Raw genomic sequence first — 22936 nt, 5'->3', positions numbered from 1 at the left:
GGAGTCACGTGTTCGTCGAGATCAACGGCAACCCGCTCAACGTCGAGGTGCTCGGGCAAGGGGAGCACACGATCATCGCGCATCACGGCGCGCCGGGACTCGGTTCGCTGGCCGAGCCGCGCTCCAGCTTCGGCCGGCTGGCCGACGCCTACCGGGTCGTGGTCTTCGACGCCCGCGGCTCCGGGGCCAGCGGCGAGGCCGGGCCGTACACGCATGAGCAGTGGGTCGCCGACGTCGAGGCGCTGCGCGAGTGGGCGGGCGCCGAGCGGATCGTGATCGCGGGCGGCTCCTACGGCGGGTTCATCGCGATGGAGTACGCGGCCAGGCACCCCTCGCGCGTCAGCGCCATGGTGCTGCGCGACACTTCCGCCGACAACGCCAACCAGGAGCTCGCCACCCGCAACGCCGCCGCCTCCGCGCGGGTCAGGATCGACCGCGCCAAACTCGACCGGATCATGGCGGGCACCGTACGCGACGACGCCGACCTGCGCGCGTGCTGGCTGGAGATCCTACCGCTGTACGACCACGCCTACGACCCGGCCGCCGTGCGCGCGCGGGCGGAGGCCACGCCGTACCACTACCGCACGCACAACTACGCCTTCGCCCACAACCAGCCGAACTACGACATCAAGCACCTGCTGCCGGGCATCACCGCGCCCGCCCTCGTCACCGTGGGCCGCCATGACTGGATCACCCCCGTCTCGTGCAGCGAGACCATCGCCGCGCTGATACCCGGCGCCGAGCTGCGCGTCTTCGAACACTCCGGGCACTCGCCGCAGGTCGAGGAGGCCGAGCTGTGGGAGGCGACCGTCCGCGCGTTCCTGGGCAAGGCGCTCGGCGCCCGGTGAACTCGCCTCAGCCAGAAGGTGCCCGCGGGGTGGTGAACGCGCGATGATGCCTCCGATGAATGATCTCGACGAGCTCGACCGCAGGATCCTCGCGGCACTGCACGTGAACGGCAGAGCCAGCTGGACCGACATCGCGCAGGTGATCGGCACCTCGACCACCACGGTGGCCCGGCGCGCCCAGCAGTTGTTCGCCTCCGGGGCCGTCCGCGTGGCGGTCGTGCCGAACCTGGAGCACGACGGCCCGGTGCACGTCTTCATGGTGCGCGTCAACTGTGCCCCCGGCAGCCAGCTCCAGGTGGCGGGACTGCTGGCGCGCAACCCCGACATCCGGTTCGTCGCCATCGTCACCGGCGCCCACGACATCGTCTTCGAGCTCGTCGCGCCCAAGGCCCGCGACCTATACTCCATGCTCGTCGACTACGTCCACCACATCCCCGGCACGCTCAACAGCAGCGCGGACCTGGTCCTGCACACGTACAAGGTGACCTACGACTGGAGCCTGCAACTGCTGGACCAGGCCGACAAGACGCTGGCCGTACCGCCGAAGCCGCAGTCGTGCGAGCCCGGCCACCTCGACGAGGTCGACCGCGGGATCCTCGCGGCCACCCGCGCCGACGGCCGCGCCAGCTTCCAGTCGATCGCCGACGGCCTCGGCATCAGCGAGAGCACGGCCAGGCGGCGGCTGGAGGCGATGCTCGAACGGGGCTGCGCGACCGTGGCGACCTTCATCCCGGCGGCCGCGCTGGGTTTCGAGGCGGAGATCCTCTTCTGGCTGTCGGTCGAGCCGGCCATGCTGGACAGCGTCGCCGAACGGCTCAACGCCGAGCGCGGGGTCCGGCTCATCACGGCGACCCTGGGGCAGGCGTCGCTGATGTGCGAGGTGATCATGCCGACCACCGCCGACATCCACCACTTCACCTCGCGGACCCTGGCCTCCATCCCCGGCATCCAGTCGTGGACGGCCAACGTACAGGTGCTGGCGGTCAAGCGCGGTTACCTGATGTGGCCGTGGGCGGAGGCCCGCGTCGAGGCGGCGCTCGCCGAGACGCCCGGGTAGTCGCGGCTGTCACCGTGGGCGGCCGGCTACCAGGTTCCCGCTCTGACCAGGCCGCATTCATAGGCGAACACCACCGCCTGGACACGATCTCGCAGCTCCAGCTTGGCCAGGATCCGGCTCACGTGCCCCTTGACCGTTCCCTCGGAGAGGAAGAGCCGCCCGGCGATCTCGGCGTTGGACAGGCCGCGGGCGATCAGTTCGAGCACCTCCCGTTCCCGCTCGGTCAGGGTGCGCAGTTCGAGGTCGGAGCGCGGCATGGGGTCCGCGCTCGTACCGATGTGACGCTCGATGAGGCGTTTGGTCACGGCGGGCGCCACGATCGCGTCGCCTCTGGCGACCGCGCGTATCGCCGAGAGCAGGTCGGGGGCGAGGGTGTCCTTGAGTATGAAGCCGCTGGCGCCGGCCCGCAGCGCCGCGTAGACGTACTCGTCGAGGTCGAAGGTGGTCAGGATGAGGATGCGCGGCCGGTCGAAGCGGGCGCGGACCAGGCTCGTGGCTTCGACGCCGTCGACGTCGGGCATGCGGATGTCCATGAGCACCACATCCGGCCCGGTCTCGGCGACCAGCGGCACCACGTCGCCGCCGTCGGCCGCCTCGCCGACGACGGCCATGTCGTCGGCGTTGTCCAGGATCATCCGGAGGCCGGCGCGGAGCAGGGCCTGATCGTCGACGAGGAGGACTCTGATCATGCCGGGCCTCCGCCATAAGGCAGTCGAGCGTGTACGGCGAAGCCGTCCGGGCCGGGTCCCGCGCTGATCGAGCCGCCCAGCACCCACACGCGCTCGCGCATCCCGCGCAGCCCGTTGCCCGCGCTCCCCGGCCGGCGGGCGGTGATGCCGTCGTCGCTCACCGCGACGATCAGTTCCCGTTCGCCGTATGTGACGTCCACGCGCGCCCGTGCGCCGGGCCCGGCATGCTTCATCGTGTTGGTCAGCGCCTCCTGGACGATCCGATATCCCGCGAGGTCGACCGCGGTCGGCAGGGGCTTCGGCGGGCCGCCGACGTGCAGTTCGACGGGGGTGCCTGACGCGCGTACCTGGTCGGCGAGGTGAGGAAGCCGGACGAGTCCTGCGACGGGATGCGTGGAGGGCGGTCCGGTGGCGGCCAGGACATGCCGCATGTCGGCCAGCGAGGCGCGGCCCGTCTCGACGATCGTGTCGAGCGCGGCGATCGTGTCCTGCGGGCGCCTGGCGAACGCGGCCGCGCCACCTTGCGCCTGCATGACGATCACCGACAGGCCGTGGGCGACCACGTCGTGCAGTTCACGGGTGATCCGGCCGCGCTCGGCGGCCGCGGACAGGGCCGCCTGCTGGTCGCGCTCGCGTTCGAGGTCATGGGCGCGCGCGGTGAGCTCGTCCAGGTAGTCGCGGCGGTTACGGGCTCCCGCTCCCATCGCCCATCCGGCCACCAGCACGGGCAGAAGGATGGGGAAGCCGCCCCAGTCCGTCGGCCCGATCGGCGGCCGGTGCCGCTCGTCGGGAACCGGCACGGCCTGCTGCTTGCCGGGTGGCAGCCGTACGACGAGCTCAGCCTCGGCTCCGGGCGACTCGCCGAAGGACCAGCCGTCCGTCCGGCCGTCCAGCGCCACGAACGCCGACCATCCGCTCGCCACGAGCAACGTGGCGCCGAACAGGGCCAGCGGCACCCTGCGGCGATGAAGCTGCGCGACGGCGTGGAGCGTGATCGGGACGGCCAGGTCCGCCGGCGTGGGCCCGGCGATCACGGCCATGTGCGCCACGGTCGCGAGACAGGCTGCGACCAGCGCGGTGATCGGCCATCGGCGGCGGACGGCCACGGCCACCACGCAGACCGCGGTCGCGATCCACCAGATCGTCAGCGCGGCGGGCCACTCCGCGTCCACCGGCAGACCGGCGCCTCTACGCACGCCGGTGCCCGCGTCGTTCAGCACGATCGTGGCGATCAGCAGGGCGACGGCCAGGCCGCCATCCTGGATCGCCGCCTTGCGCAGAAGAGTGTCCATACCCTCGCGAGCCTAGGAGCTGACACGTAGGGCGCCCATATGCCTGAAGTCAGGGTTCAGAGCATGACCGTGGGCAGATGCGCGGCCGGCTCGGCCTCTTCCAGCCTTGGCGCATGAACCTACGCTCACTCCTCGCGGCGGCCCTCGTGCCCCTGGTCACCCTCGGCTGCATGGCCACGCCGGCACCGGCGGCCCCGGCCGTCGCGGCGCCGTGCGCGCCCGCCCCCATGGGCGAGCCGCCACCGCTCAAGCCGACCACCGCCGGCACGCTCGCCCAGGCCTACCACTGCATCTTCGCCAAGTACGCCGGCGGACCCGTACTGAACCATCAGGTGCTGCTGACCGCGGCCTTCGCCGGGCTCACCCAGGAGCTCCAGCGCCGGGGCAGGGACCGGCCGGACGCCATGCTGCCCCCGCTCACCGGTGATCGCACCGCCGACTGGACCGCCTTCGGCACCGTCTACCAGCGGATCGCCGACCGGCTGCCCAGCGACCCCGACCTGCGCCAAGCCCTCGCGGCGGCCACGATGAAGGCCATGGTCTCCGCCCTCCACGACAACCACGCGGCCTGGGTACGGGAGGAACCCGGCCCGCCCCCGGTGAAGGAGAAGGTCAAGCCGGGCCGGATGATCGAGTTCGGCACGGGCATCGCCGGCCACTCACCCGCCGAGGACGATCCGGCCGGCGAGCCGCCGCTGTTCATCACCATGGTGCGAGCCGGGAGCCCGGCCGCCCGGCTGGGCGTGCGTCCCGGCGACGTCATCCGCACCGTCAACGGCACCCCGGCGCTGACCGACGGGATCCTGCCGCGTAAGACCGTGAACGTCCTCATCGGCGATCCGGCCACGAAGGCGCCGGTACGGCTGACGCTGCACCGGCCCGCCACCGGTCGCACCTGGTCCGTGACGATCAAGCCCGCCGCGTACGAGGGATCCCCGCTGGGCTTCTCCAAGCGCCTGGAGGGCGGCGTCGCCTACGTCAAACTGGCCGGCTTCATCCCCGGTGGCGAGAAAAGGGTCTTCGAGGACATCGCACGCATGCGCCACGAAGGCCCGCTGCGCGGCGTTGTCCTCGACCTGCGCGGGAACGGCGGCGGCTTTCCCGGCACCGCCAACAAGCTCGTGAGCGCCTTCGCCCACGGCAAGACCATCGGCTACCTGTGCGATGCGAAGAACACCTGTCAGCCCAAGGTCACCGACGACACGGTCCCCTTGCTGAATCTGCCGCTCGTCGTCCTGACCGACCGGGGCTGCGCGTCGGCCTGCGACGCCTTCAGCGCCGCGGTCAAGGACCTCGGCCTGGGCACGCTCGTCGGCACCCGCACCGCCGGCCTCGTCTCCGGTCCCGCCGGCGGGTTCCTCCTCGACGACGGCAGCGTTCTGGAACTGCCCATGCAGTACGGCCTCGGCCCGAACAAGGAGATCATCAACACGATCGGCGTCCCGCCGGACCACCACGCCCCCCTCACCGCGAAGGACCTCTCGAACGGCCGCGACCCCGGCCTCGCCAAGGCACTCGGCTTGCTGCCCTGACGGCACGCCCGGTTCACAGCGGTCTGGCCAAGACGACGGCGCGTACGCCCACGAACGCGCCCAGCTCACCGGCCGCGACCCGCAGCGCGGCGCCGTCAACTCCAGCAGCCGACGCAGGTCGGCGCGGGCCACGAAGTGCCACGTCGGCCGCGACACGTGCGTCCGCAGGATCACACCGTCACGACCTCGTTGAGCGCCCCCATCGTCAATGCCCCTATGCCTTCCGCTCGGGCGGCCGCTTCAAAACGATCATGAGGACTACCGGGACGGCAGCGTGCCGCCGGGACCTTGGCTCCTACGGGCACACCCGCCGGAAGGACTCGCTGGGCAGGTGGAGGCTCCACTCCTCGACCGTCAGGGAGCGCCCGGCGATCCCGCATACGGCAGCGAGGGGGTCGCTGGGCACCGCCACCTTCCACAGCCGGGCGGTGCGGTCGAAGCCCGCCGTGATCAGGAGGGTCCCACCAGGCACGAAGGCGGCTCCGGAGACGGCGGCGGTGTGTCCGGTGAGCGGTTCGCCGACCTGCCGCCGGCTTGAGACCTCCCACAGCCTCACGGTGGCGTCCTCGCTTCCCGTCACCAGGACATCCGCGGAGGAGAAGGCCACAACGCGCACCGTTTCGGTATGTCCCGCCAGCGGCTGACCGAGGAGGCTCTGATCAGCCGTGTTCCACAGCAGGACCTCGCCCCTGTCCCCACCGGTCGCCAGCGTGGCGCCGTCAGGGCCGAAGGCCAGGGCCCGGACGGTGCCCCGCGCCTTCAGCGGCTGGCCCACGGGGGTACGGCCGGCGGCATTCCACAGCCTGACGGTGTCCGCCGTGGCCACGGCAAGGAGCGAACCGTCCGGGCTGAAGGCGACCTCGGTCCCCGGGCCACCGGGGAAGGCCGGGCCGAGCCGGCGCAGCGTAGGAACGTCCCACTGCTGGATCTCTCCCTGCCTGGTCGCCGTCACCAGCTGACGCCCGTCGGGACTGAAGGTCATGTCGGCCAGGCCCTCGTTCCCCGCCACCAGCCGCCCGACGAGGAGGCGGTCGGTGAGTCGCCAGAGCTTGACGCTCCCGTCGATCTCGGCGACGGCCAGGATGTCGTCGGCCGGGCTGAAGGTCACGTGGGTGAACCAGGTTCCGCGATCAAGGGGTGCTCCGAGGAGACGGCGCTTCGGCAGGTCCCACAACCGCACGCTGCCGTCGGTGCTGGCCGTGGCCAGCGTCCGGCCGTCCGGGGAGACGGCCGAACCGGTGATCTCGCGAGAGTGTCCTCGCAGTGGCTGCCCCAGGGCCCGGTGGACGCTGGTGTCCCGCAGATGGATGGACCCGTCGGTGGCGGCGGCGGCCAGTGTCGTGCCGTCCGGGCTGAAAGCCAGGCTGGAGACGCCCCCGACGGGTCCCGGCAGCGGGTGGCCGATCGGGGCGTGGGCGGCGGTGTCCCACAACTGGACGGATCCGGCGGCGTCCGCGAGTGCCAGGACCGCTCCGCCGGGACTGAACGCCATGGCGACAGCGCCCGCGGTGGACAGGTTCCGGCCCAGGCTACGCCGGGTGACCCGATCCACGAGGCTGACCGCGCCGTCCCTTGTCAGGACGGCGACCGTGCTCCCCTCGGGGCTCATCCGTGCCCGCGTGACGGCGATCCGCGGCTCGGTCAGCGAACGGCTGGCCTGCGGCGGGCCGCCCACCTTCCACCATCGGGCGGTACGGCTGTCGCCGACGGCGAGAATGGCCGACCCGTCGGGACTGAAGGCCAAGGAATCAAGGTACTTGTCAATGTTCGTCCGGACGGTGCCGGCGGGCCGGCGGGTTCTGAGGTCCCACAGCTGGAGGGTGGCATCCAGTTGATCACCGGTGACCAGGAGCCGCCCGTCCGGGCTGAACGCCAGCGGTCCGCCGGTGTGACGCGTAAGGGCGCGGCCGAGAGGGCGCCGGGTCGAGGTGGTCCACAGGCGTACCGTTCCGTCCTCGCTCGCCGAGGCAAGGACCTGCCCGTCGGGACTGAAGGCAAGGTGCCTGACGTGATCGGTGTGTCCCGTGAAGGGATCACCGATCTGACGCCGGGTGGCCGGATCCCACAACCGGAACGTGCCGTTGTCGTCGGCGGAGGCCAGGACCTTCCCGTCGGGGCTGAAGGCCATGGCGGGTGCGGTCGGGCCGAGATGCTTAACGGGATTCACGCCACCGTAGCTGCTGATCGCGCCCCGGCCGGCCGATGCCAGCACCGCCAGCAGGCTGTGCCGTGCGTCCGGGGTGGGCCGGACCCGCCACGCGGCGACGGCGAGGAGCTGCGCCGTCGTGGGGTCGATCTGGTGCAGCGACTCACTCTGGGCGGCCAGTTGACGGGACAGAGCGATCGCGCTTCGCGAGGTGGCCGCGGTCGCCAGGCTGACGGCCACACCCGCGGCCGCGACGGCGACGACCAGCAGACCGGCCAGCGTGCCGACCATGGCCCGCCGCCGTCGCGCCGAGCGGCTACTCGCCCGTTCCGCGGCCTCCAGAAACTCCTCGCACGTGCGCGTGAGGGCCGGGTAGCGGTCGTGATCCGCCTCCCACAGCGGCCGAACCTGCCGGACGGAGGCCAGCCGGGCGCCCCGATACAGGAAGGAGGGATCTCTGCCATGGGCATCCCAGGACTGCGCGTCGTCGAGCAGCCTGGTGTAGACGATCAAGCTCGCCCGCAGGTCCTCGATCCAGCCCTGCAGGCGTGGCCACGTCTGCGGCAGCACGTCGTGGGCGATCTCCACGCTCCTGTCCTGGAGCACGAGCAGGCGGCGCCGGGCGAACGCGTCGAGCACGGCGGTGTGATCCCCGATGGGCAGATCGTCCAGCGCCAGGCGGCGGCGCGCGAGGTGGCCATCGCGGCCGACCACGATCAGGTGCTGGAAGATACGCCGGGCGGCTGCCGCCTCGCTCGCCGAGAGGGTGGAGTACGCGGCTTCCGCGCCGGTGCCGACCGCCGCGCTGACGCCGCCGAACCGTTCGTAGCCGCGCAGTGTCAGCCGTTCCCCCTCCCGATTCTCCCAGGTGAGGAGCATCGCCTGGGACAGCAGGGGAAGGGTGCCCGCAGCGGTGTCCGCGCCGAGGATCGGCGCCCCCAGCTCGTCCAGGATGTGGTCGGCCAGACCTGGCTCAAGGGTGAGGCCGGCGACCGAGGCCGGACCCGTGATCGCGAGCCGCAGGTCGGCGCGGTTCATCGGGCCGACCACGAACTGGCCCTCCTCCAGGGCCGAAGCGAGCCCCGGGTCGGCGGCGCACCTGTGCAGGAAGTCTCCGCGGATCCCCAGGATCACCAGTGCGTTCGGTTCGCGACGAGCCTCGGCGAACCCGCCACCGGCGGCGGCCAGCAGCGCCCTGGCGAAAGCCGCGCCCTCCTCGGCGGGCGCGAGAGTGAAGATCTCCTCGAACTGGTCGACGACGAGGACGAGCCGTTCAGGTCGTGGCGGCCGGGCTCGGTCTTCGGATTCGTGACGGGCGGCATCGGTCAGCAGCACATGCTGAACGATCATGTGGGTGCGGTGCGGGTCCTGTGCGAGGGCTCCGGACACCGCGAGCGGATCCAGCCCCGCGTGGGCGGCCAGGTGACTGGCCAGTTCGTGGAGAGGCGCCCGCGTGGGCGTCATGAACAGCCGCGGCCAGCGCCGGCTGTCCGGGGCCCCCGGCAGCAATCCTCTGGCCAGCGCGGGCATCAGCCCGGCGCGTAACAGGGACGACTTGCCGGACCCCGAGGCGCCGGTGACGACCAGCATCCCGAGACCGGTCAGCCGCTCCGACAGCCTGGCCAGGAGGCGCGCCGTGGCGTGCTCCCTGCCGTAGAAGACGTCCAGGTCACGCTCGTCGAAGGCGGAGAGCCCTCGATACGGGCAGCCGCCCGGCCAGGGCCGCCCCTCGCTGTGCTGTCCGGGCCGCCTGGTTCGCTGCTCGATGACGGAGAGCTCTTCCCGCAGGAGCGTCAGCTGCATGCTCTGCTCGCGGATCCGATCACGGTCATGGCGGTGTTCGGCTTCCTGACGGTGAAGCATGGTCTGGATGTCGGCGGCCCGCTCCCCGATCCCGGCGATCAGACCGGCGAAGACCGTGAACTCCTGACCCAGGCGCGTCATCGTCTGGGCGACGTGAACCTGGGTCTCGAGGTCCGCGTGATCGATCAGCGTCTCCATGGCCACATTGGCGGCATCGGCACGCTCCAGCAGCAGGGCCATCTCGGCGCGCAGTTCGTTCGCGTCGGTGTCGTGCCGGTCAAGGACCCGCGTGATCCGCAGGGACAGCTCTCGCTCCACGTCGTCAAGAGACGGTCGCCGCGCGTCGGAGCGGCGGCGAAGCGCGTCGAGCGACCTGCTGATCAGCTCACTGAGCATGTTGGCGCCGACGGAGCCCACGACCCCGCCTACCGCGACGGCGCCGCCCAAGGGGATGAGCGGCGCCAGGGCGCTGGTGCACAGCAGGACCAGCAGTGCGTTCGGCGCCATGGCGAGCAGACCGCCGCGTGCCTGACCCGCCATCGCCGTCATCCGGGCGCGAATGCCGCCGCGCATCCGCAGGACCTCGTCCGTTCGGGATCGGTCCACATCCGCCATACAGATCACCGGGCAAGCCCTCGTGAACACGGGAACGCCGTGCCTTACACGGCTACCTGGAATGTGCCCATAGGTCCACGGGAGACGCAAGCAGGTTCCGGGTCAGGTCCACGGACGCGACCCGGCCTCATCGCGCGGGTTCTCCGGCCGGTGCGGGTCAGCCCGTGTTCGATGTGGTCCGTTCCGCGTCGACGGTGAGCACGTGGGTGAAGAAGTCCTTCACTTTGCTCACCACACCGGGACCGTAGTGACCGACGCCCGGCACGACGTCGTAACGGACCGGGATGCCGTGCCGTTCCAGGCTGCGCCGCAGCGCCCGCAGCCGCGTGGTGCGCGGAACCCCCTCGTCGTTGACGCCGGGGATCCAGGCGGGATGGCCCGCGGGCACGCTGTTCGTCTGGGTTCCCGTGTCGTCGGCGCCGATCACCAGGTGCATGGCCGTACCGCTGAGCGCGGCCGGATCCACGTTCCTGCCCAGTGCCGCCTCGGCCCCGGCGAAGCCCGCGGGCCAGGGCAGGTCCTCGTCGAGCAGGGTCACCGCGCCCGGCGCGCCGATCGAGGCCGCGCGGACCCGCTCGGGATACAGGTAGACGAACCGGTGCGCGAACTGCCCGCCGCCCGAGTAGCCGAACAGCAGGAACCTGGCCCCCTCGACCCGGTAGCAGGCGGAGATCTCCTCGACCATGGAGAGCAGGATCTCGTCGAAGCGGATGCCCCGGTGTTCGAGATACTTGTAGCCGTCGAGCTCGCCGGGGTCGGGGATGCCCGCGGGGAACAGCGGGGCGAGCACGATGCAGTCGTTGGCCCTGCCGAAGTCCTCGAAGCTGTCCCGGTACGACTGGACGTCCCGTTCGGTGCCGTGGACGAGCACGACGAGCGAGTAGACCTTGTCGCCCTCCGGCGCGTAGTCGTCGGGGACGTACAGGCAGTAGGAGAAACGCTGGTCGTACTGGCACGCGTACAGCGGAGTGCGGCCTATGTCCCAAACGGAGAGTTTGCGCGATCGGTGCATGATGCCTCGTATCAGGAAGTGACGTAGCGAGGTACGGCCGCGTGGACTGACGACCAGCCGCCGTGCACGCACTGGTTCACGGTGACCTCCGCGACCGCGCCGAGCAGCTCGTACGCCTCACCGGGAAGGTAGCCGCACTCCTCGACCAGCCTGCGCCGGAGTTCGGTCATCGCCGAGCGGAGGTTGTGGTCGACGCTCACGCCGTGGGCACAGCCCACGGCGCCGATCCGATGGGGTTCGTCGAGGTACGGCCCCGCCATCGCCCGGCCCAGCCCCGGCAGCAGCTCGACCGTCACGGTGACCTCGGCCGGGGCCTCCAGCGCTGTGCCGGTGATCTCGGCGTCGCCCATGAGCGCGTGCACGTCCCCGAGCGAGACCAGCCCGCCCGGCACCTCGACCGGCAGCACGAGCACGCTTCCCGGCCGCAGCGCCTGGCAGTCCATGTTGCCGCCGCAGCGGCCGTGCGACAGCAGCGAGGGGAACGCGGGACCCGCGGGGGCCACGCCGAGCGTGCCGATCATGGGTCTGGCCGGCAGCGCCAGGCGCCCCCGCGAGGTCGGGAACCACACCGTGTCGCCCTCGATGGGGCAGACGCGGGTGTCACCGTACGGCAGGTCGAGTTCGGGGTCGGCGTGGAGCACCGTCACGGCCCGCGCGCCGAGGCTGACGCGCTCGACGGTGATCGCCAGCGCGTCCCCGGGTACGGCGCCGCGGACGGCCACGGGGCCGGAGACCGGGTTGAACGCGCCGACCAGCTCGATCAGCTCGGCCTCGGTGCGGAAGCGCTGCTCGGGCGAGGTCAGCAGGTTGGAGAAGCAGTCGAGAGTCTCGAAGACGAGGCTGGTCCCGCTGGCGACCTCGGCCACGGCGGGCTCGCCGCTGTCGTAGGCGAACCGGCGTGGGCCGGCCGGCACCCGCACCGCCTCCACCGTCTCACCCATGGACCGGCTCCTGCGCGACCGGCCCGCCGTACACGGAAGGGACTGTCTCGTACGGCGCGTTGAGCGCGCCGCGAGCCTGGTCGAGCGCGCCGCGGTCGAGCTCGACCATGACCAGCCCTGCGCCGTCCCGGGCGCAGGCGAGCACGCGGCCCCAGGGGTCGGCGGCCAGGCTGTGACCGTGGGTGACGAACCCGTCGGGGCTGACGCCCTCCTGGGCCGGGGCCAGGACGTAGCAGAGGTTCTCGATCGCCCGGGCGCGCAGCAGTGGCTCCCAGTGGACGGCGCCGGTGACGGCGGAGAAGTTCGACGGCACGCACAGCACGTCCGCGCCGGAGCGGGCCAGCGCCCGGTACAGCTCGGGGAAGCGCAGGTCGTAACAGATCGAGAGGCCGAAGCTGAACCCCCGGTAGGAGACGTTGACCAGGCGCTCGCCCGGGGTGGTGTAGGCGCCCTCGTCCTCGTTCACGTCGGCGGCCCGCAGCCGGAACAGGTGCACCTTGCGGTACTCCGCGGCGAGCTCGCCGCCGGGTCCGACGAAGACGCAGGCGTTGTACGGCCGGCCCGGATCGCCGGAGGTGAGCCAGAGCCCCCCGGCCAAAACGGCGATCCCGAGACCCGCGGCCTTCTCCGACAGCAGCGACAGCGTGGGCCCCGTCCTGTCCTCGACGTGCTCGGCCGCGAGTTCGCCCCGGTAGGAGCACGCCTCGGGGAACAGGACGAGCTCCGCCCCCTCGCCGGCCGCCCGGTCGAGCGTGGCCGCCATCCGGCGGAGGTTGTCGGCCCGGTCGTCCCCCGACGACATCTGGACCATGGCGATGCGCATGGATCTCCGTTCTTGACCTGGCTTCACGGGCGGCCGAGGTCCGGCGTGGCCGCGAGGAGCGCACGGGTGTAGTCGTGGGCGGGTTCCGCCGTCACCCGCCTGGCCGGGCCTTCTTCCACGATCTTTCCCCGGTGCATGACCACGATCCGGTCGGCGACGTGGACGGCGGTGGCCAGGTCGTGGGTGATGAGCAGAATGCCCAGTTCCCTGGTGCGGCGCAGGTCGCCGAACAAGCTGAGCACACCCGCCCTGACCGAGACGTCCAGCATCGAGACCGGCTCGTCGGCGATCAGGTACGCGGGTTCGAGCACGAGGCTCCCGGCGATGGCGACGCGTTGCCGCTGCCCGCCGGACAGCTCGAACGGCCGGCGGTCGAGGAAGGACTCGACCGGGGTGAGCCCGACGGCCATCAGCGCCTCGCGGACCCGCCCGTCCCGTTCGCCCTTCGGGACACCGTGGATGGCCAGGCCCTCGGCGACGATGTCGCGGACCCGCTGGCGTGGGATCAGCGACTCGTAGGGGTCCTGGTAGATCATCTGGACGCGGCGGCGGAAGGCCTTGAGCCGCCTGCCCCGCAGGGTGAGCAGGTCGGTGCCGTCCAGGCTGACCCGGCCGGCGGCCGGCTCCCGCATGCGGACGAGGCAGCGGGCCAGTGTGCTCTTGCCCGAGCCCGACTCGCCGACCAGCGCGACGATGGACCCCTTGCCGAGGGTGAGTCCGACCCCGTCAAGTGCCGGGGCGCTCCCCTTGCGGCCGTAGGTGACGACGACGTCGTCGGCGACGAGGCTCACGCGGGCACCTCCGTCAGGTGGCAGGCGCAGGATCTGCCGCCGGCCAGTTGGAGCAGCGGCGGCGCGGCGGTAGCGCACCGCTCCAGCGCCTCCCCGCAGCGGGGCTGGAAGGCGCAGCCGGGCAGCGGCCCGTCGAGCCTGGGCGGCGCGCCGGGGATGGAGGTCAGCGGGCGCTCACCGGCCAGGTCGGGGGTCGCCTCGATCAGGCGTCTGGTGTACGGATGGCGCGGGCCGCGTACGAGGTCGGCGCACGGCGCGTTCTCCACGATCGAGCCCGCGTACATCACGGCGGCCCGGTCGCACAGGCGAGGGACCAGCGCCAGGTCGTGGGTGACGAGGACGACCGCCAGCCCGAGCGAGTCGCTCAGCTCCTTCAGCAGGGTGACGATCTGGTCCTGCACGATCACGTCGAGCGCGGTGGTCGGCTCGTCGGCCAGCAGGATCCTGGGCCGGCACGACAGCGCGAGCGCGATGACCGCCCGCTGCCGCTGGCCGCCCGACAGCTCGTGCGGGTAGCGGGACACGGCGTCCGGCGGCAGGCCGACCAGGTCGAGCACCTCGCGGGCGCGCAGCCTGCCCTCCTGCCGGGAGCCGCCGTGGATGCGGACCGCCTCGACGATCTGGGCGCCCACCCGGCGGACCGGGTTGAGCGCGTTCATCGCGCCCTGGAAGACCATCGCGATGTCGCTCCAGCGGTGCGGCCGCATCGTGCTCTCGCCGCCGGCCAGGATGTCCGTGCCGTCGAGCAGCACCTGCCCGGAGACGGTGGCGCTCGCGGGCAGCAGGCCCATCATGGCCAGCATGGCCGAGGTCTTGCCGCAGCCCGACTCCCCGACGAGGGCGATCCGCTCGCCGGGGGCGAGGTCGAGGCTGACCGCGCGCACCGCGCGCACCTGCGCGCCGCCGGTGGAGAAGGTGACCTCCAGGTCGCGGATGCCGAGCAGGCTCATCTGTTCACCACCTGGAAGTACGTCCGGGACGCGTGCGCGACCTTGAGCCGGGGGTTGAGGGTGTCCTCGATCGACTGCGACACCCAGTAGCAGCACATGACGACGAGCGAGATGGCGATGCCGGGCGGCGCGAAGGCCCACCAGGCGCCCTGTGTCATCGCCGTCCGCTGGAACGCGAAGCGGATCATGGTCCCCCAGGTGACGGTGTCGGGGTCGCCGAGGCCGAGGAAGGTGAGCGCGGTCTCGGTGAAGACGGCCAGCGCGATGGTGAGCGCGGCCATCGCGCTGAGCAGCGGCGCGAGCTGCGGCACCAGGAAGCGGACGATGACGCGGAGATGGCTCGCGCCGAGCCCGAGTACACGCTGGATGGCGGGCCGGTTCCTGAGGGAGGCGGTCTCCGCCCTGATGACGCGGGCGGTGGTCGTCCACAGCAGCAGCGCGATCACCACCACGAGATGGCCGATGCTGCTGCCCCACACCGCCGCGATGACGATGCCGAGCGGCAGGGCGGGGATCACGATGGCGTAGTCGGTGATCCTCATGAGCAGCCCGTCGATCCAGCCGCCGAAGTATCCGGCGACCACGCCGATGACGCCGCCGACCAGGATGGCGACCAGGGCCGCCGCCGCGCCGACGAACAGCGTGGGGCGGGTGCCGTACAGCAGGAGGCTGAGGACGTCGTGGCCGCCGTCGTCCAGACCCAGCGGGTGGGCGGGCTCCGGCGGGCCGAAGACGGGGCCGACCTGCTCGGCCGGGCCGTACGGCGCGAGCCATCCCGCCAGCAGGGCGATGGCGGTGAGCAGCAGCAGGACGGCCACGCCCGCCGTGGCCCTGGGGTTGGCGCGCAGGCGTCTCATCGGGCCACCCGCGGGTCGAGCCGGACGTAGAGCAGGTCGGCCAGCAGGTTGAGGGTGACCACGGAGACGGTGAGCACGAGGAAGACTCCCTGCAGCATCGGGTAGTCGCGCTGGACCACCGCTTCGTACATGGCCCGGCCGACGCCCGGCCAGGAGAACACGCTCTCCACCAGGATCGAGCCGCCGATGAGGCCGCCGAGTGAGAGCGCGACGAGGGTGGTGATGGGGAGCATGGCGTTGGGCAGCACGTGCCTGGCCAGCATGCGGACGGGTCCGGCGCCGAGCGCCCGCGCCGTCAGCACGTGGTCGTCGCCGAGCGTCTCCATCATCGAGGAGCGCACCACGAGCGTGTACTGGCCGAACACGATGAGCGCGATGGTCATGGCCGGCAGCGTCATGTGCTTGACCAGGTCGGCCACGAGTTCGGCCCCGGACGGGTCGATCAGGAACTCGTCGCGCATCCCCTGCGCGGGCAGGTAACCGCCGAACATCATGATCAGCAGCAGTCCCAGGAAGTGCGTCGGGACCGAGTAGAAGGCGATCGCGGTGTTGGTACTGAGCTTGTCCACCCACCCGCCCCGGTACCAGGCCGCCAGCGCGCCGCTGACCAGGCCGAGCACCAGGGCCAGCAGCAGCCCGGCGGTGACCAGGGGCAGCGTGTTGGCGAACGCCTCCGCCAGGCGCACGCCGACCGGTTCCTGCGTGGCGAAGGAGACGCCGAGGTCGCCGCCCGCCAGGCGGCCGAGATAGATCCAGTACTGGTCCCAGAGCGGCAGGTCGAGCCCGAACTGCCGGCGCAGCGCGGCGGTCAGCTCCGGCGAACCGCCGGGGACGCGTGACATGTTCGCCACGGCGTCCCCCGGCAGCACGCGGAAGAGCAGGAAGTTCAGCGTCACCACCGCGTAGACGGTTACCAGGGCCGCCAGCAGGCGCCTGATCAGATGGCTGGTACGCGACACGGGCGATCCTCAGGATCCGGAGCTCGACGACAGCAGGCCGAAGCGGGACTGCGAGTCGAGGATGCCGAGCGCGGAGGTGGCGAACCCGCTCCAGCTCCTGGTGTGGGCCTCCACGACGTCGTCGTAGTGGGTGACGACGTACGGCCGGGCGTCCTTGACCGTCTTCTGCATCTCCCAGACGAGCTTCTTGCGCGCTCCGTCCTCGACCGTGCTCGCCTGCCGCTCGTACATCTCGTCGTACTTCTTGTCGCAGTAGGCGCTGTCGTTCCAGCTTCCCCACTGGTCGCAGGTCATGGCGTTGAGCAGGAAGTCGGGGTCGCGCTGGGCGATCCAGCCCCACTGCGCGACGGTGTACTGGTCGTACTTCTTGTCCGTGCCGGTCATCTGGTCGAAGGCGGTGGCGTTGTCGGCGGGTCGCGGCTTGAGCTGGACGCCGATCTTCTTGAAGTCCTCAGTGACGATCTGCAGGGCGCGTTCTCCCTCGCCGCCCTCGACGTCCGGAATGATCACCTCGTACGACATGGTCGCGCCGCCGGCGACGCGGATGCCGTCCGGACCCGGCTTGTATCCGGCCTCGTCGAGCAGGGCGGCGGCGCGGGTGAGGTCGAAGGCGTCGGGCTTGACCGACGGGTCGTACCACTCGCCGCTCACCGGCGGGATGATGGAGCTGCCGGGCGTGCCGAAGCCGAGGTAGGCGACCTCGATGATGCGCTTCCTGTCGACCGCGGCCTCGAACGCCTCACGCACCTTCGGCTCGCGCAGCTCGGGGTGGGCCTTCTGGTGGGGTGACTGGTTGATGATCAGGTTGTGCATGCGGAAGCCGGGCTGCCGGGTCACGGTGAAGCCCGCCTGTTCGACGGGCTTGGCCGCGGTGATGGGCAACGGCGCGGCGTAGTCGATCCTGTTGGTCTTGAGCGCGTTCACCATGGCGTCGGGGCTGCTGAAGAACTGCAGGCCGAAGCCGGCCGGCTTGGGCTTGTCGCCGTACCAGTGGGGGTTGGGCTCCATGAGCGCGATCTGGTCCTTGGTGTACTTGGCCAGCCGGAACGGTCCACCGGCGACCAGGGGCGCGGCGTTCGGGGTCTGCTTGAGCCGCATCCCGTCGCCGGTGGCGTACTGCTGCCACACGTGGGCGGGGAGCACGGGGATCTTTACCAGGCGGCCGAGCACGTTGGCGGTCGGCTTGTCGTAGGTGATGGCCACCTGGGCCGGGCTGGTGGCGGAGGCGCTCTTGACGTTCTTCACCGACGCGGCTTCCGAGGCGGTCGCGCCCTTGCGGTATTTCACGATCGTGTTGATGGTGAAGGCCACGTCGGCGGCGGTGAGGGGCTCGCCGTCGGACCACTTCGTGCCCGGACGCAGGTCGAACGTCCATGTGAGGCCGTCGGGTGACGTGGTCCACTTCGTCGCCAGGTCGCCTTCCACGGCACCGGAACTGATGTACTGGACAAGGAACGGGTAGTTGTACCGGAAGATCATCGCGCAGGTGGTCCCCGTGGACGCGAACGGGTTGATCGAGTTACAGGTGAACGTGGTGCCGATCCGCAGCACGCCGCCCCCCTTCCCCGCAGCGGGGGAAGCCGTGCCCTGACCACTTGAGCACCCCGCGGCCAGCAGACCGACCAGGGACAACGCGGCGATCCGAGTCTGAGGTTTCACCGGCTTGCCTTCTTTCTCCGTGCCCACACGAGGCTCTGGCCACACGCGGGTTCACGGGCGTGGGCCAGGCCGCGCCCCGGCGGTGGCCGTGCCGACCTGGGGGATCACCGGGGTTCGTCGCGGAATGGCGGCCAGTATATCGGTCAGCCAAATTAGGACAAGACCCTGGTTATGTGCCGCACATCGCGCACATTCGGCCCGGGGATCGCGGCCGGCGCCAAGAACCGATATATTTGAGCGGTGCCCCTCCCGCTAGTGAAGTCAGCAAGGCGCTACACGAGCGCTCAGCAGTTCGCCTACGAGGAGCTGCGCAGCTGGATACTCAACGCAGTCCTGCAGCCCCACGAGGTCGTGCGCGACGTCGAGATCGCGCAGTTCCTCGGCGTGAGCCGTACGCCCGTGCGCGAAGCGCTCATCAGGCTCGGCCAGGAAGGACTCATCGAGGCCAGTGCCAGCCGGATGACCCGGGTCGCCGGGCTGCCTCTCGACCGGGCGCCGCACCTGTTCCAGGCCGGCGCGCCACTCGACGCGCTGGCCGCCGAGCTGGCCACGCCGCTGATGACCGAAGCCGATCTGAACCTCATGCAGGGCCTGCTCGACTCGATGGCCCGCACCTCGGCTCCCGACCGGCTCAGCGCCCTCGACGAGGAGTTCCACCGGGTCTACTACCGAAGAGCCGGCAACCCGGTACTGATCGAGCTGCTCGAATCACTCGACGAACAACTGCGCCGCATAGAGCGGCACATCTGGGGCTACGTCCCCGTTCACGAGGAGGCCTACGAGGAGCACCGCGTCCTGCTCGCCGCGTTGCGCGCCGGCGACGCCAAGGCCGCGGCCGAAGCGGCCCGCGCCAACTGGCTGCGTTCCCTGCGGCGCGGCGAGGAACTGCTGAAACCGGCACCTCTGGAGGCGTGAGGCAGGCGCGCCTGCCGGCGGTGACCGCTTCAACCGGCGTGCCCGCCCGCCCAGCTCCTCCACGGTCCCTTGCCGGCCGGGGACGCCTTCCCCGGCGACGAACGGCTTGGAGCGGGGTCCGGCTATCGCCTGGGGTGGCGCACCTGTCGTACCTCGCGGTCGATTTCCCAGGCGTCCGCCACCGGGCCCATGTGCCCGAGCTTGTCGGGGTTGATCACCGCGCGGATCGTCTGGACGCGCCCGTCGAGCACGTCGAGCGCCAGGGTGTGCAGCACCTTGCCGTCCCGGTCGCGGAAGATCGCGCCGGGCTGGCCGTTGAGCTCGCGCGGCTCGCTCGTCACGCCGACCAGTGCCATCTGGGGGAAGATGGAGGCGAGCAGCCGGGCCACGTTCTGGGCGCCGATGACGGCCTTGGCCAGCTGCGGAGCCTTGCCGCCGCCGTCGCCGACCATCGACACGTCGGCAGCCAGCAGGTGCCGCAGACCGGCGACGTCGCCTTCGCGAAGTGCGTCGAAGAACCGCGACGCCAGTTCCCGCCGCTCTTCGCGGTCCGCCTCGAAGCGGGGCCGGCCCGCGGCCACATGGCGCCGCGCCCGCACCGCCAGCTGGCGGCACGCCGCCTCCGAGCGCCCCACAGCCGACGCGACCTCGGGAAAGCCGAAGTCGAACACCTCCCGGAGCACGAAGACGGCCCGCTCAAGCGGGGACAGTCGCTCCAGCAACACCAAGGCCGCCATCGACAACGAGTCAGCCAGCTCCGCCGAGCGCTCCGGGTCCTCGTAGGGGTCGGCGAGGAGCGGCTCGGGGAGCCACGGCCCGACGTACTCCTCCCGCCTGACGCGGGCCGAGCGCAGCACGTCGATCGAGATCCGGGTCACCGTCGCCGACAGGAACGCCTTGACCGACCTGGGCTCGGTCGGGGTGGCCTCGAAGCGCAGCCAGGTCTCCTGGACCGCGTCCTCGGCCTCGCTCACGCTGCCCAGGATCCGGTAGGAGATCGAGAACAACAGTGGCCGGAGCTCCTGAAACTCCTCGGCACCGCTCATGTCAGCTCCTCCTTGAACCCTGCCGCCAGACCCGGACACGGCGCTCGCAGGGCCGTACAGACGCACCCGGGAAGAGTAGCCACTCAGCCGGTGAAGGGCTCGACGACGAAGCGGCCCCACGCGATGAACGCCGCGAGCGCGAGATAGATCAGGTTCAGCGCCACGAACGCGGATTCGCCCCGCCGCCCATGGGTGATCATCGCGCCGACCATCAGCAGGACCCAGCAGACCGCGGTCACCGGCACCAGAACCGGCGCGATGCCCAGCGCGGCAGGCAGGACCAGGCCCGCCGCGGCCAGGAGCTCCAGGACACCGAGGGTTTTGACGAAGCCCACGCCGAAGTCCGCGGTCCAGCCACCACCCGGCGCCGCGGCCAGCTTCTGCGGGGGTACGAACACCTTGATGACGCCGCCACCCAAGGCCACCACGGCCAGCAGTCCGGCGGCGATCCACAGCGCGATGTTCACCATCTGCTCCTTGACGGACGATTGCCTACACCCCTTTAGACGAGACAGCACCTCCGCCTGTGACAGTGACCGGGTGTGTCACAGCCGGGCGGGGCATCTCGTCTCAGAGGGCATGACGAAACCGGAACAGACTTCGGTGCTGATCACCGGAGGAAACAAAGGACTCGGTCTCGAAACGGCCCGGCGGCTCGGGGAACTCGGATGGACGATCTTCCTCGGCTCACGCGACCCGGGGCGAGGAAGGGCGGCCGCCGCCAAGCTGACCGACGGCGGCGCCAACGTCGTCATGGTCCCGCTGGACGTGACCTCGGACGAGTCGGTGAGCGACGCCCAGCGGCTTGTGCGCGAGCACACCGACCGGCTGGACGTGCTGATCAACAACGCCGGCGCGACCGGGCGGGCCATCGCTCCCGCCGACGCGACGGCAGAAGAGATGCATTCCGTCTACGACACCAACGTGTACGGACCGGTCAGGGTCACACACGCGTTCCTTCCCCTGCTGCGGGCGGCGGACCATCCGCGGGTGGTGATGGTGTCCAGCGCCGTCGGCACCTTCGCGGTCGTGACCGATCCGGACCAGCCCGCCTCGAAGATGCACGAGCTCGCCTACAGCTCGTCGAAAACGGCGCTGAACATGATCACCGTCAGGTACGCCCAAGCGCTCCCGGACATCAAGTTCAACATGATCACTCCCGGCGAGGTGGCCAACCACAAGTTCACCGCCACCGACATGAACCACCACACCGGCCAGCTCACCGTCACCGAGGGCACCGACCCGATCGTCGAACTCGCGACGATCGACGCCGACGGACCGACCGGGATCTTCATCGATCGCCTCGGCCCCATCGCCTGGTAACCGCCCCTCGGGCCTTCGCCCACGACCGCGAAGGCCCGAGACGACACCTCCCGCGGCCATCCCGCCCGGCCATCATGCGTGAACTCGATCAGGAGCGGCTCGACGCTCCCCGCCCACGACCCAGATGCACAGGTCACGTATGGAGAAGGCGATCGCGCACGGCCTGGATGTCCTGCGTGGAGAGTCCCACCGCCCGTAGATGGTCTTCGTCTCGACATGTGCCTGCCCACCGTGCCGAGTACCGAACGGCGGAAGGGCCGTCCTCAGGCGAGGCCATGGCATCACCGCTGCTTGTCATCATGCGTCCCAGGCGACCGGGAGGCTCTTGACGCCGTAGATGTCCGCGGTCTCCGGCCGCAGCGCGACCTCTTCAGCCGGTACGGCCAGCCGCAGCGTGGGGAAACGCTTGACCAGGGCGGTGAACGCGACCCGCATTTCCACGCGGGCCAGTTGCTGACCGAGGCACTGGTGGATGCCGTGGCCGAAGCCCAGGTGACCGCCGTCCTGCCGCCGGAGGTCGAGTATGTGCGGATCGGCGAAGCGCCTGGGGTCCCGGTTGGCGGTGTTGTAGGACAGGAGCACCGTCGTCCCGGCCTTGATGGTCTGGCCGCCCAGCTCGACGTCCTCCAGCGCGACCCTCCCGACGCCTTTGGCGACGCTGAGGTAGCGCATCAGTTCCTCGACGGCGCTGTCGATGAGCTCGGGGCCGGCGCGCAGCGCGGCCAGCTGGGCCGGGTTCCGCAGCAGGGCGAAGGTGCCCAGCGCGAGCATGTTCGTGGTGGTGTCGAGCCCGGCCGCCAGCAGTATCAGGCTCATCCCCTTCAGCTCCTCGTCGGTGAGGTCGCTGTCGGTGAGCTCGCTGAGGATGTCGTCGGTGGGGTCGGCACGCTTGGCGGCCACCAGTTCGGCGAGGTAGTCCTGGACCGCGGTGTAGGCCGCGATCAGCTCCTCGTCGCTGGTCTCCCCGCTCATGAACTTGTCGATGTTCTCCTGGAAAGAGCCCCGGTCCTCGTACGGCACGCCCAGCAGCTCGCAGATCATGACGGCCGGGATGGGCTTGGCGAACGCGGTGACCAGGTCCGCCGTGGTTCCGGCCCGCTCCATCGCGTCCAGGTGCTCGGCGGTGACCTGCTCGACCCGCTCGGTGAGCCGGCGCATCCGCCGTACCGTGAACCTGCCCACCAGCGACTTGCGATAGCGGCTGTGCTGCGGATCGTCCATCAGCAGGAACTCACCCGGCGGCGCCGGCGGCACCTCGATGTCGCCGAAGTCGATGGTCGGGTGGTGGCGCATGAGCTCCTTGCGCGAGCTGAACCGCTTGTCCGCCAGCGCCGTCCGGACCAGGTCGTACCCGGTGACCAGCCAGCCCTGGTGCCCGTCAGGGAAGGAGAAGCGGGCGATGGGGCCGCGCTCGCGGATGTCGAGCAGTTCCTTGGGCGGGTCGAAGGGACAGCCGGGCTGACGGGCAGCCGGCATCGTCGTGACGGTGTGGAGGGATTCACTCATGGCACTTCCCATCTCGCGTTATGACGTGTTCGAGGAGGTTCGGGTGCCGTGCGGACTTTCCGCGACCCCAGGCTCTTAGGCGATCTTGCGGCGGTAGGTGTTCATGGCGAGGAGGTAGGCGGCGATGAGGATGCCCGCGCACCAGGCCAGGGCGGTCCAGATGTCGGTGCCG

19 protein-coding genes are annotated in these 22936 nt (G+C 70.8%); 5 read left to right on the top strand and 14 right to left on the bottom strand.

The genetic code is table 11. The features are described 5' to 3' along the window. Positions 1–8 precede the first annotated feature (8 nt). Both ACIBKY_RS43515 and ACIBKY_RS43510 read left to right on the top strand, forming a co-directional pair. A complete protein-coding gene (locus tag ACIBKY_RS43515; protein ID WP_397106542.1) occupies positions 9–848 on the top strand; it encodes an alpha/beta fold hydrolase in 840 nt (279 codons plus the stop codon). A 55-nt stretch (positions 849–903) separates the two neighbouring features. Next, positions 904–1905 carry an Lrp/AsnC family transcriptional regulator gene (locus ACIBKY_RS43510; protein ID WP_397106540.1) on the top strand — a complete coding sequence of 334 codons (1002 nt, stop codon included), beginning with the start codon at positions 904–906 and terminating at the stop codon, positions 1903–1905. 26 nt (positions 1906–1931) lie between these two features. Here the strand turns inward: ACIBKY_RS43510 and ACIBKY_RS43505 are convergent, their stop codons facing one another. Both ACIBKY_RS43505 and ACIBKY_RS43500 read right to left on the bottom strand, forming a co-directional pair. Continuing rightward, positions 1932–2594, bottom strand: coding sequence for a response regulator (locus tag ACIBKY_RS43505; protein WP_397106538.1), 663 nt, complete (start codon positions 2592–2594; stop codon positions 1932–1934). Then, positions 2591–3886 (bottom strand): sensor histidine kinase, encoded by a 1296-nt coding sequence (locus ACIBKY_RS43500; RefSeq protein WP_397106536.1) that lies wholly within the window; start codon positions 3884–3886, stop codon positions 2591–2593. The genes ACIBKY_RS43505 and ACIBKY_RS43500 overlap by 4 nt, the downstream gene beginning before the upstream one ends. A 113-nt stretch (positions 3887–3999) precedes the next feature. Between ACIBKY_RS43500 and ACIBKY_RS43495 the strand changes: the two genes are divergently transcribed. Further along, positions 4000–5418 (top strand): S41 family peptidase, encoded by a 1419-nt coding sequence (locus tag ACIBKY_RS43495; protein WP_397106534.1) that lies wholly within the window; start codon positions 4000–4002, stop codon positions 5416–5418. A gap of 295 nt (positions 5419–5713) precedes the next feature. Here ACIBKY_RS43495 and ACIBKY_RS43490 read toward each other — a convergent pair whose 3' ends face one another. The 9 genes from ACIBKY_RS43490 to ACIBKY_RS43450 form a co-directional block, all read right to left on the bottom strand. Then, entirely contained in the window at positions 5714–9973 is a 4260-nt protein-coding gene (locus ACIBKY_RS43490) for an AAA family ATPase (protein WP_397106532.1), read from the bottom strand. A 166-nt stretch (positions 9974–10139) separates the two neighbouring features. Continuing rightward, entirely contained in the window at positions 10140–10994 is an 855-nt protein-coding gene (locus ACIBKY_RS43485) for a hypothetical protein (RefSeq protein WP_397106530.1), read from the bottom strand. An 11-nt stretch (positions 10995–11005) separates the two neighbouring features. Then, on the bottom strand, positions 11006–11935 hold the full coding sequence (locus ACIBKY_RS43480) for an acetamidase/formamidase family protein (protein ID WP_397106528.1): 930 nt from the start codon (positions 11933–11935) through the stop codon (positions 11006–11008). After that, positions 11928–12758, bottom strand: a complete 831-nt coding sequence (locus tag ACIBKY_RS43475) for a carbon-nitrogen hydrolase family protein (protein WP_397106526.1) — start codon at positions 12756–12758, stop codon at positions 11928–11930. Before ACIBKY_RS43475 ends, ACIBKY_RS43480 begins: the two co-directional genes overlap by 8 nt. Positions 12759–12781: 23 nt before the next feature. Continuing rightward, a complete protein-coding gene (locus ACIBKY_RS43470) occupies positions 12782–13549 on the bottom strand; it encodes an ABC transporter ATP-binding protein (protein WP_397106524.1) in 768 nt (255 codons plus the stop codon). Next, the gene (locus tag ACIBKY_RS43465) at positions 13546–14499 is read right to left on the bottom strand and encodes an ABC transporter ATP-binding protein (RefSeq protein WP_397106522.1); all 954 of its coding nucleotides are present in this window, start codon (positions 14497–14499) and stop codon (positions 13546–13548) included. Before ACIBKY_RS43465 ends, ACIBKY_RS43470 begins: the two co-directional genes overlap by 4 nt. Beyond that, positions 14496–15356 (bottom strand): ABC transporter permease, encoded by an 861-nt coding sequence (locus ACIBKY_RS43460; RefSeq protein ID WP_397106520.1) that lies wholly within the window; start codon positions 15354–15356, stop codon positions 14496–14498. The genes ACIBKY_RS43465 and ACIBKY_RS43460 overlap by 4 nt, the downstream gene beginning before the upstream one ends. Further along, positions 15353–16315, bottom strand: a complete 963-nt coding sequence (locus ACIBKY_RS43455) for an ABC transporter permease (protein ID WP_397106518.1) — start codon at positions 16313–16315, stop codon at positions 15353–15355. Before ACIBKY_RS43455 ends, ACIBKY_RS43460 begins: the two co-directional genes overlap by 4 nt. A 9-nt stretch (positions 16316–16324) precedes the next feature. Then, positions 16325–17974 carry an ABC transporter substrate-binding protein gene (locus ACIBKY_RS43450; protein ID WP_397106516.1) on the bottom strand — a complete coding sequence of 550 codons (1650 nt, stop codon included), beginning with the start codon at positions 17972–17974 and terminating at the stop codon, positions 16325–16327. Between the two features lie 240 nt (positions 17975–18214). Here ACIBKY_RS43450 and ACIBKY_RS43445 point away from each other — a divergent pair, with 240 nt between their 5' ends. After that, positions 18215–18889 (top strand): GntR family transcriptional regulator, encoded by a 675-nt coding sequence (locus ACIBKY_RS43445; RefSeq protein ID WP_397106513.1) that lies wholly within the window; start codon positions 18215–18217, stop codon positions 18887–18889. Between the two features lie 122 nt (positions 18890–19011). Here ACIBKY_RS43445 and ACIBKY_RS43440 read toward each other — a convergent pair whose 3' ends face one another. Both ACIBKY_RS43440 and ACIBKY_RS43435 read right to left on the bottom strand, forming a co-directional pair. Next, a complete protein-coding gene (locus ACIBKY_RS43440; RefSeq protein WP_397106511.1) occupies positions 19012–19935 on the bottom strand; it encodes an RNA polymerase sigma-70 factor in 924 nt (307 codons plus the stop codon). Between the two features lie 83 nt (positions 19936–20018). Further along, the gene (locus ACIBKY_RS43435; RefSeq protein ID WP_397106509.1) at positions 20019–20405 is read right to left on the bottom strand and encodes a DoxX family protein; all 387 of its coding nucleotides are present in this window, start codon (positions 20403–20405) and stop codon (positions 20019–20021) included. A 109-nt stretch (positions 20406–20514) separates the two neighbouring features. Here ACIBKY_RS43435 and ACIBKY_RS43430 point away from each other — a divergent pair, with 109 nt between their 5' ends. Beyond that, complete coding sequence (locus ACIBKY_RS43430) at positions 20515–21258, top strand: SDR family oxidoreductase (protein ID WP_397106507.1); 744 nt, start codon at positions 20515–20517, stop codon at positions 21256–21258. A gap of 297 nt (positions 21259–21555) precedes the next feature. On the opposite strand, the gene ACIBKY_RS43425 is transcribed toward ACIBKY_RS43430, so the two are convergent. Further along, positions 21556–22764, bottom strand: coding sequence for a cytochrome P450 (locus tag ACIBKY_RS43425; protein WP_397106505.1), 1209 nt, complete (start codon positions 22762–22764; stop codon positions 21556–21558). Positions 22765–22936 lie beyond the last annotated feature (172 nt).

Origin of the sequence: Nonomuraea sp. NPDC050394 (genome assembly GCF_044459065.1) — a bacterium.
In the GTDB taxonomy this organism is placed as follows: domain Bacteria; phylum Actinomycetota; class Actinomycetes; order Streptosporangiales; family Streptosporangiaceae; genus Nonomuraea.
This window is presented reverse-complemented; position numbering and strand designations above follow the sequence as displayed.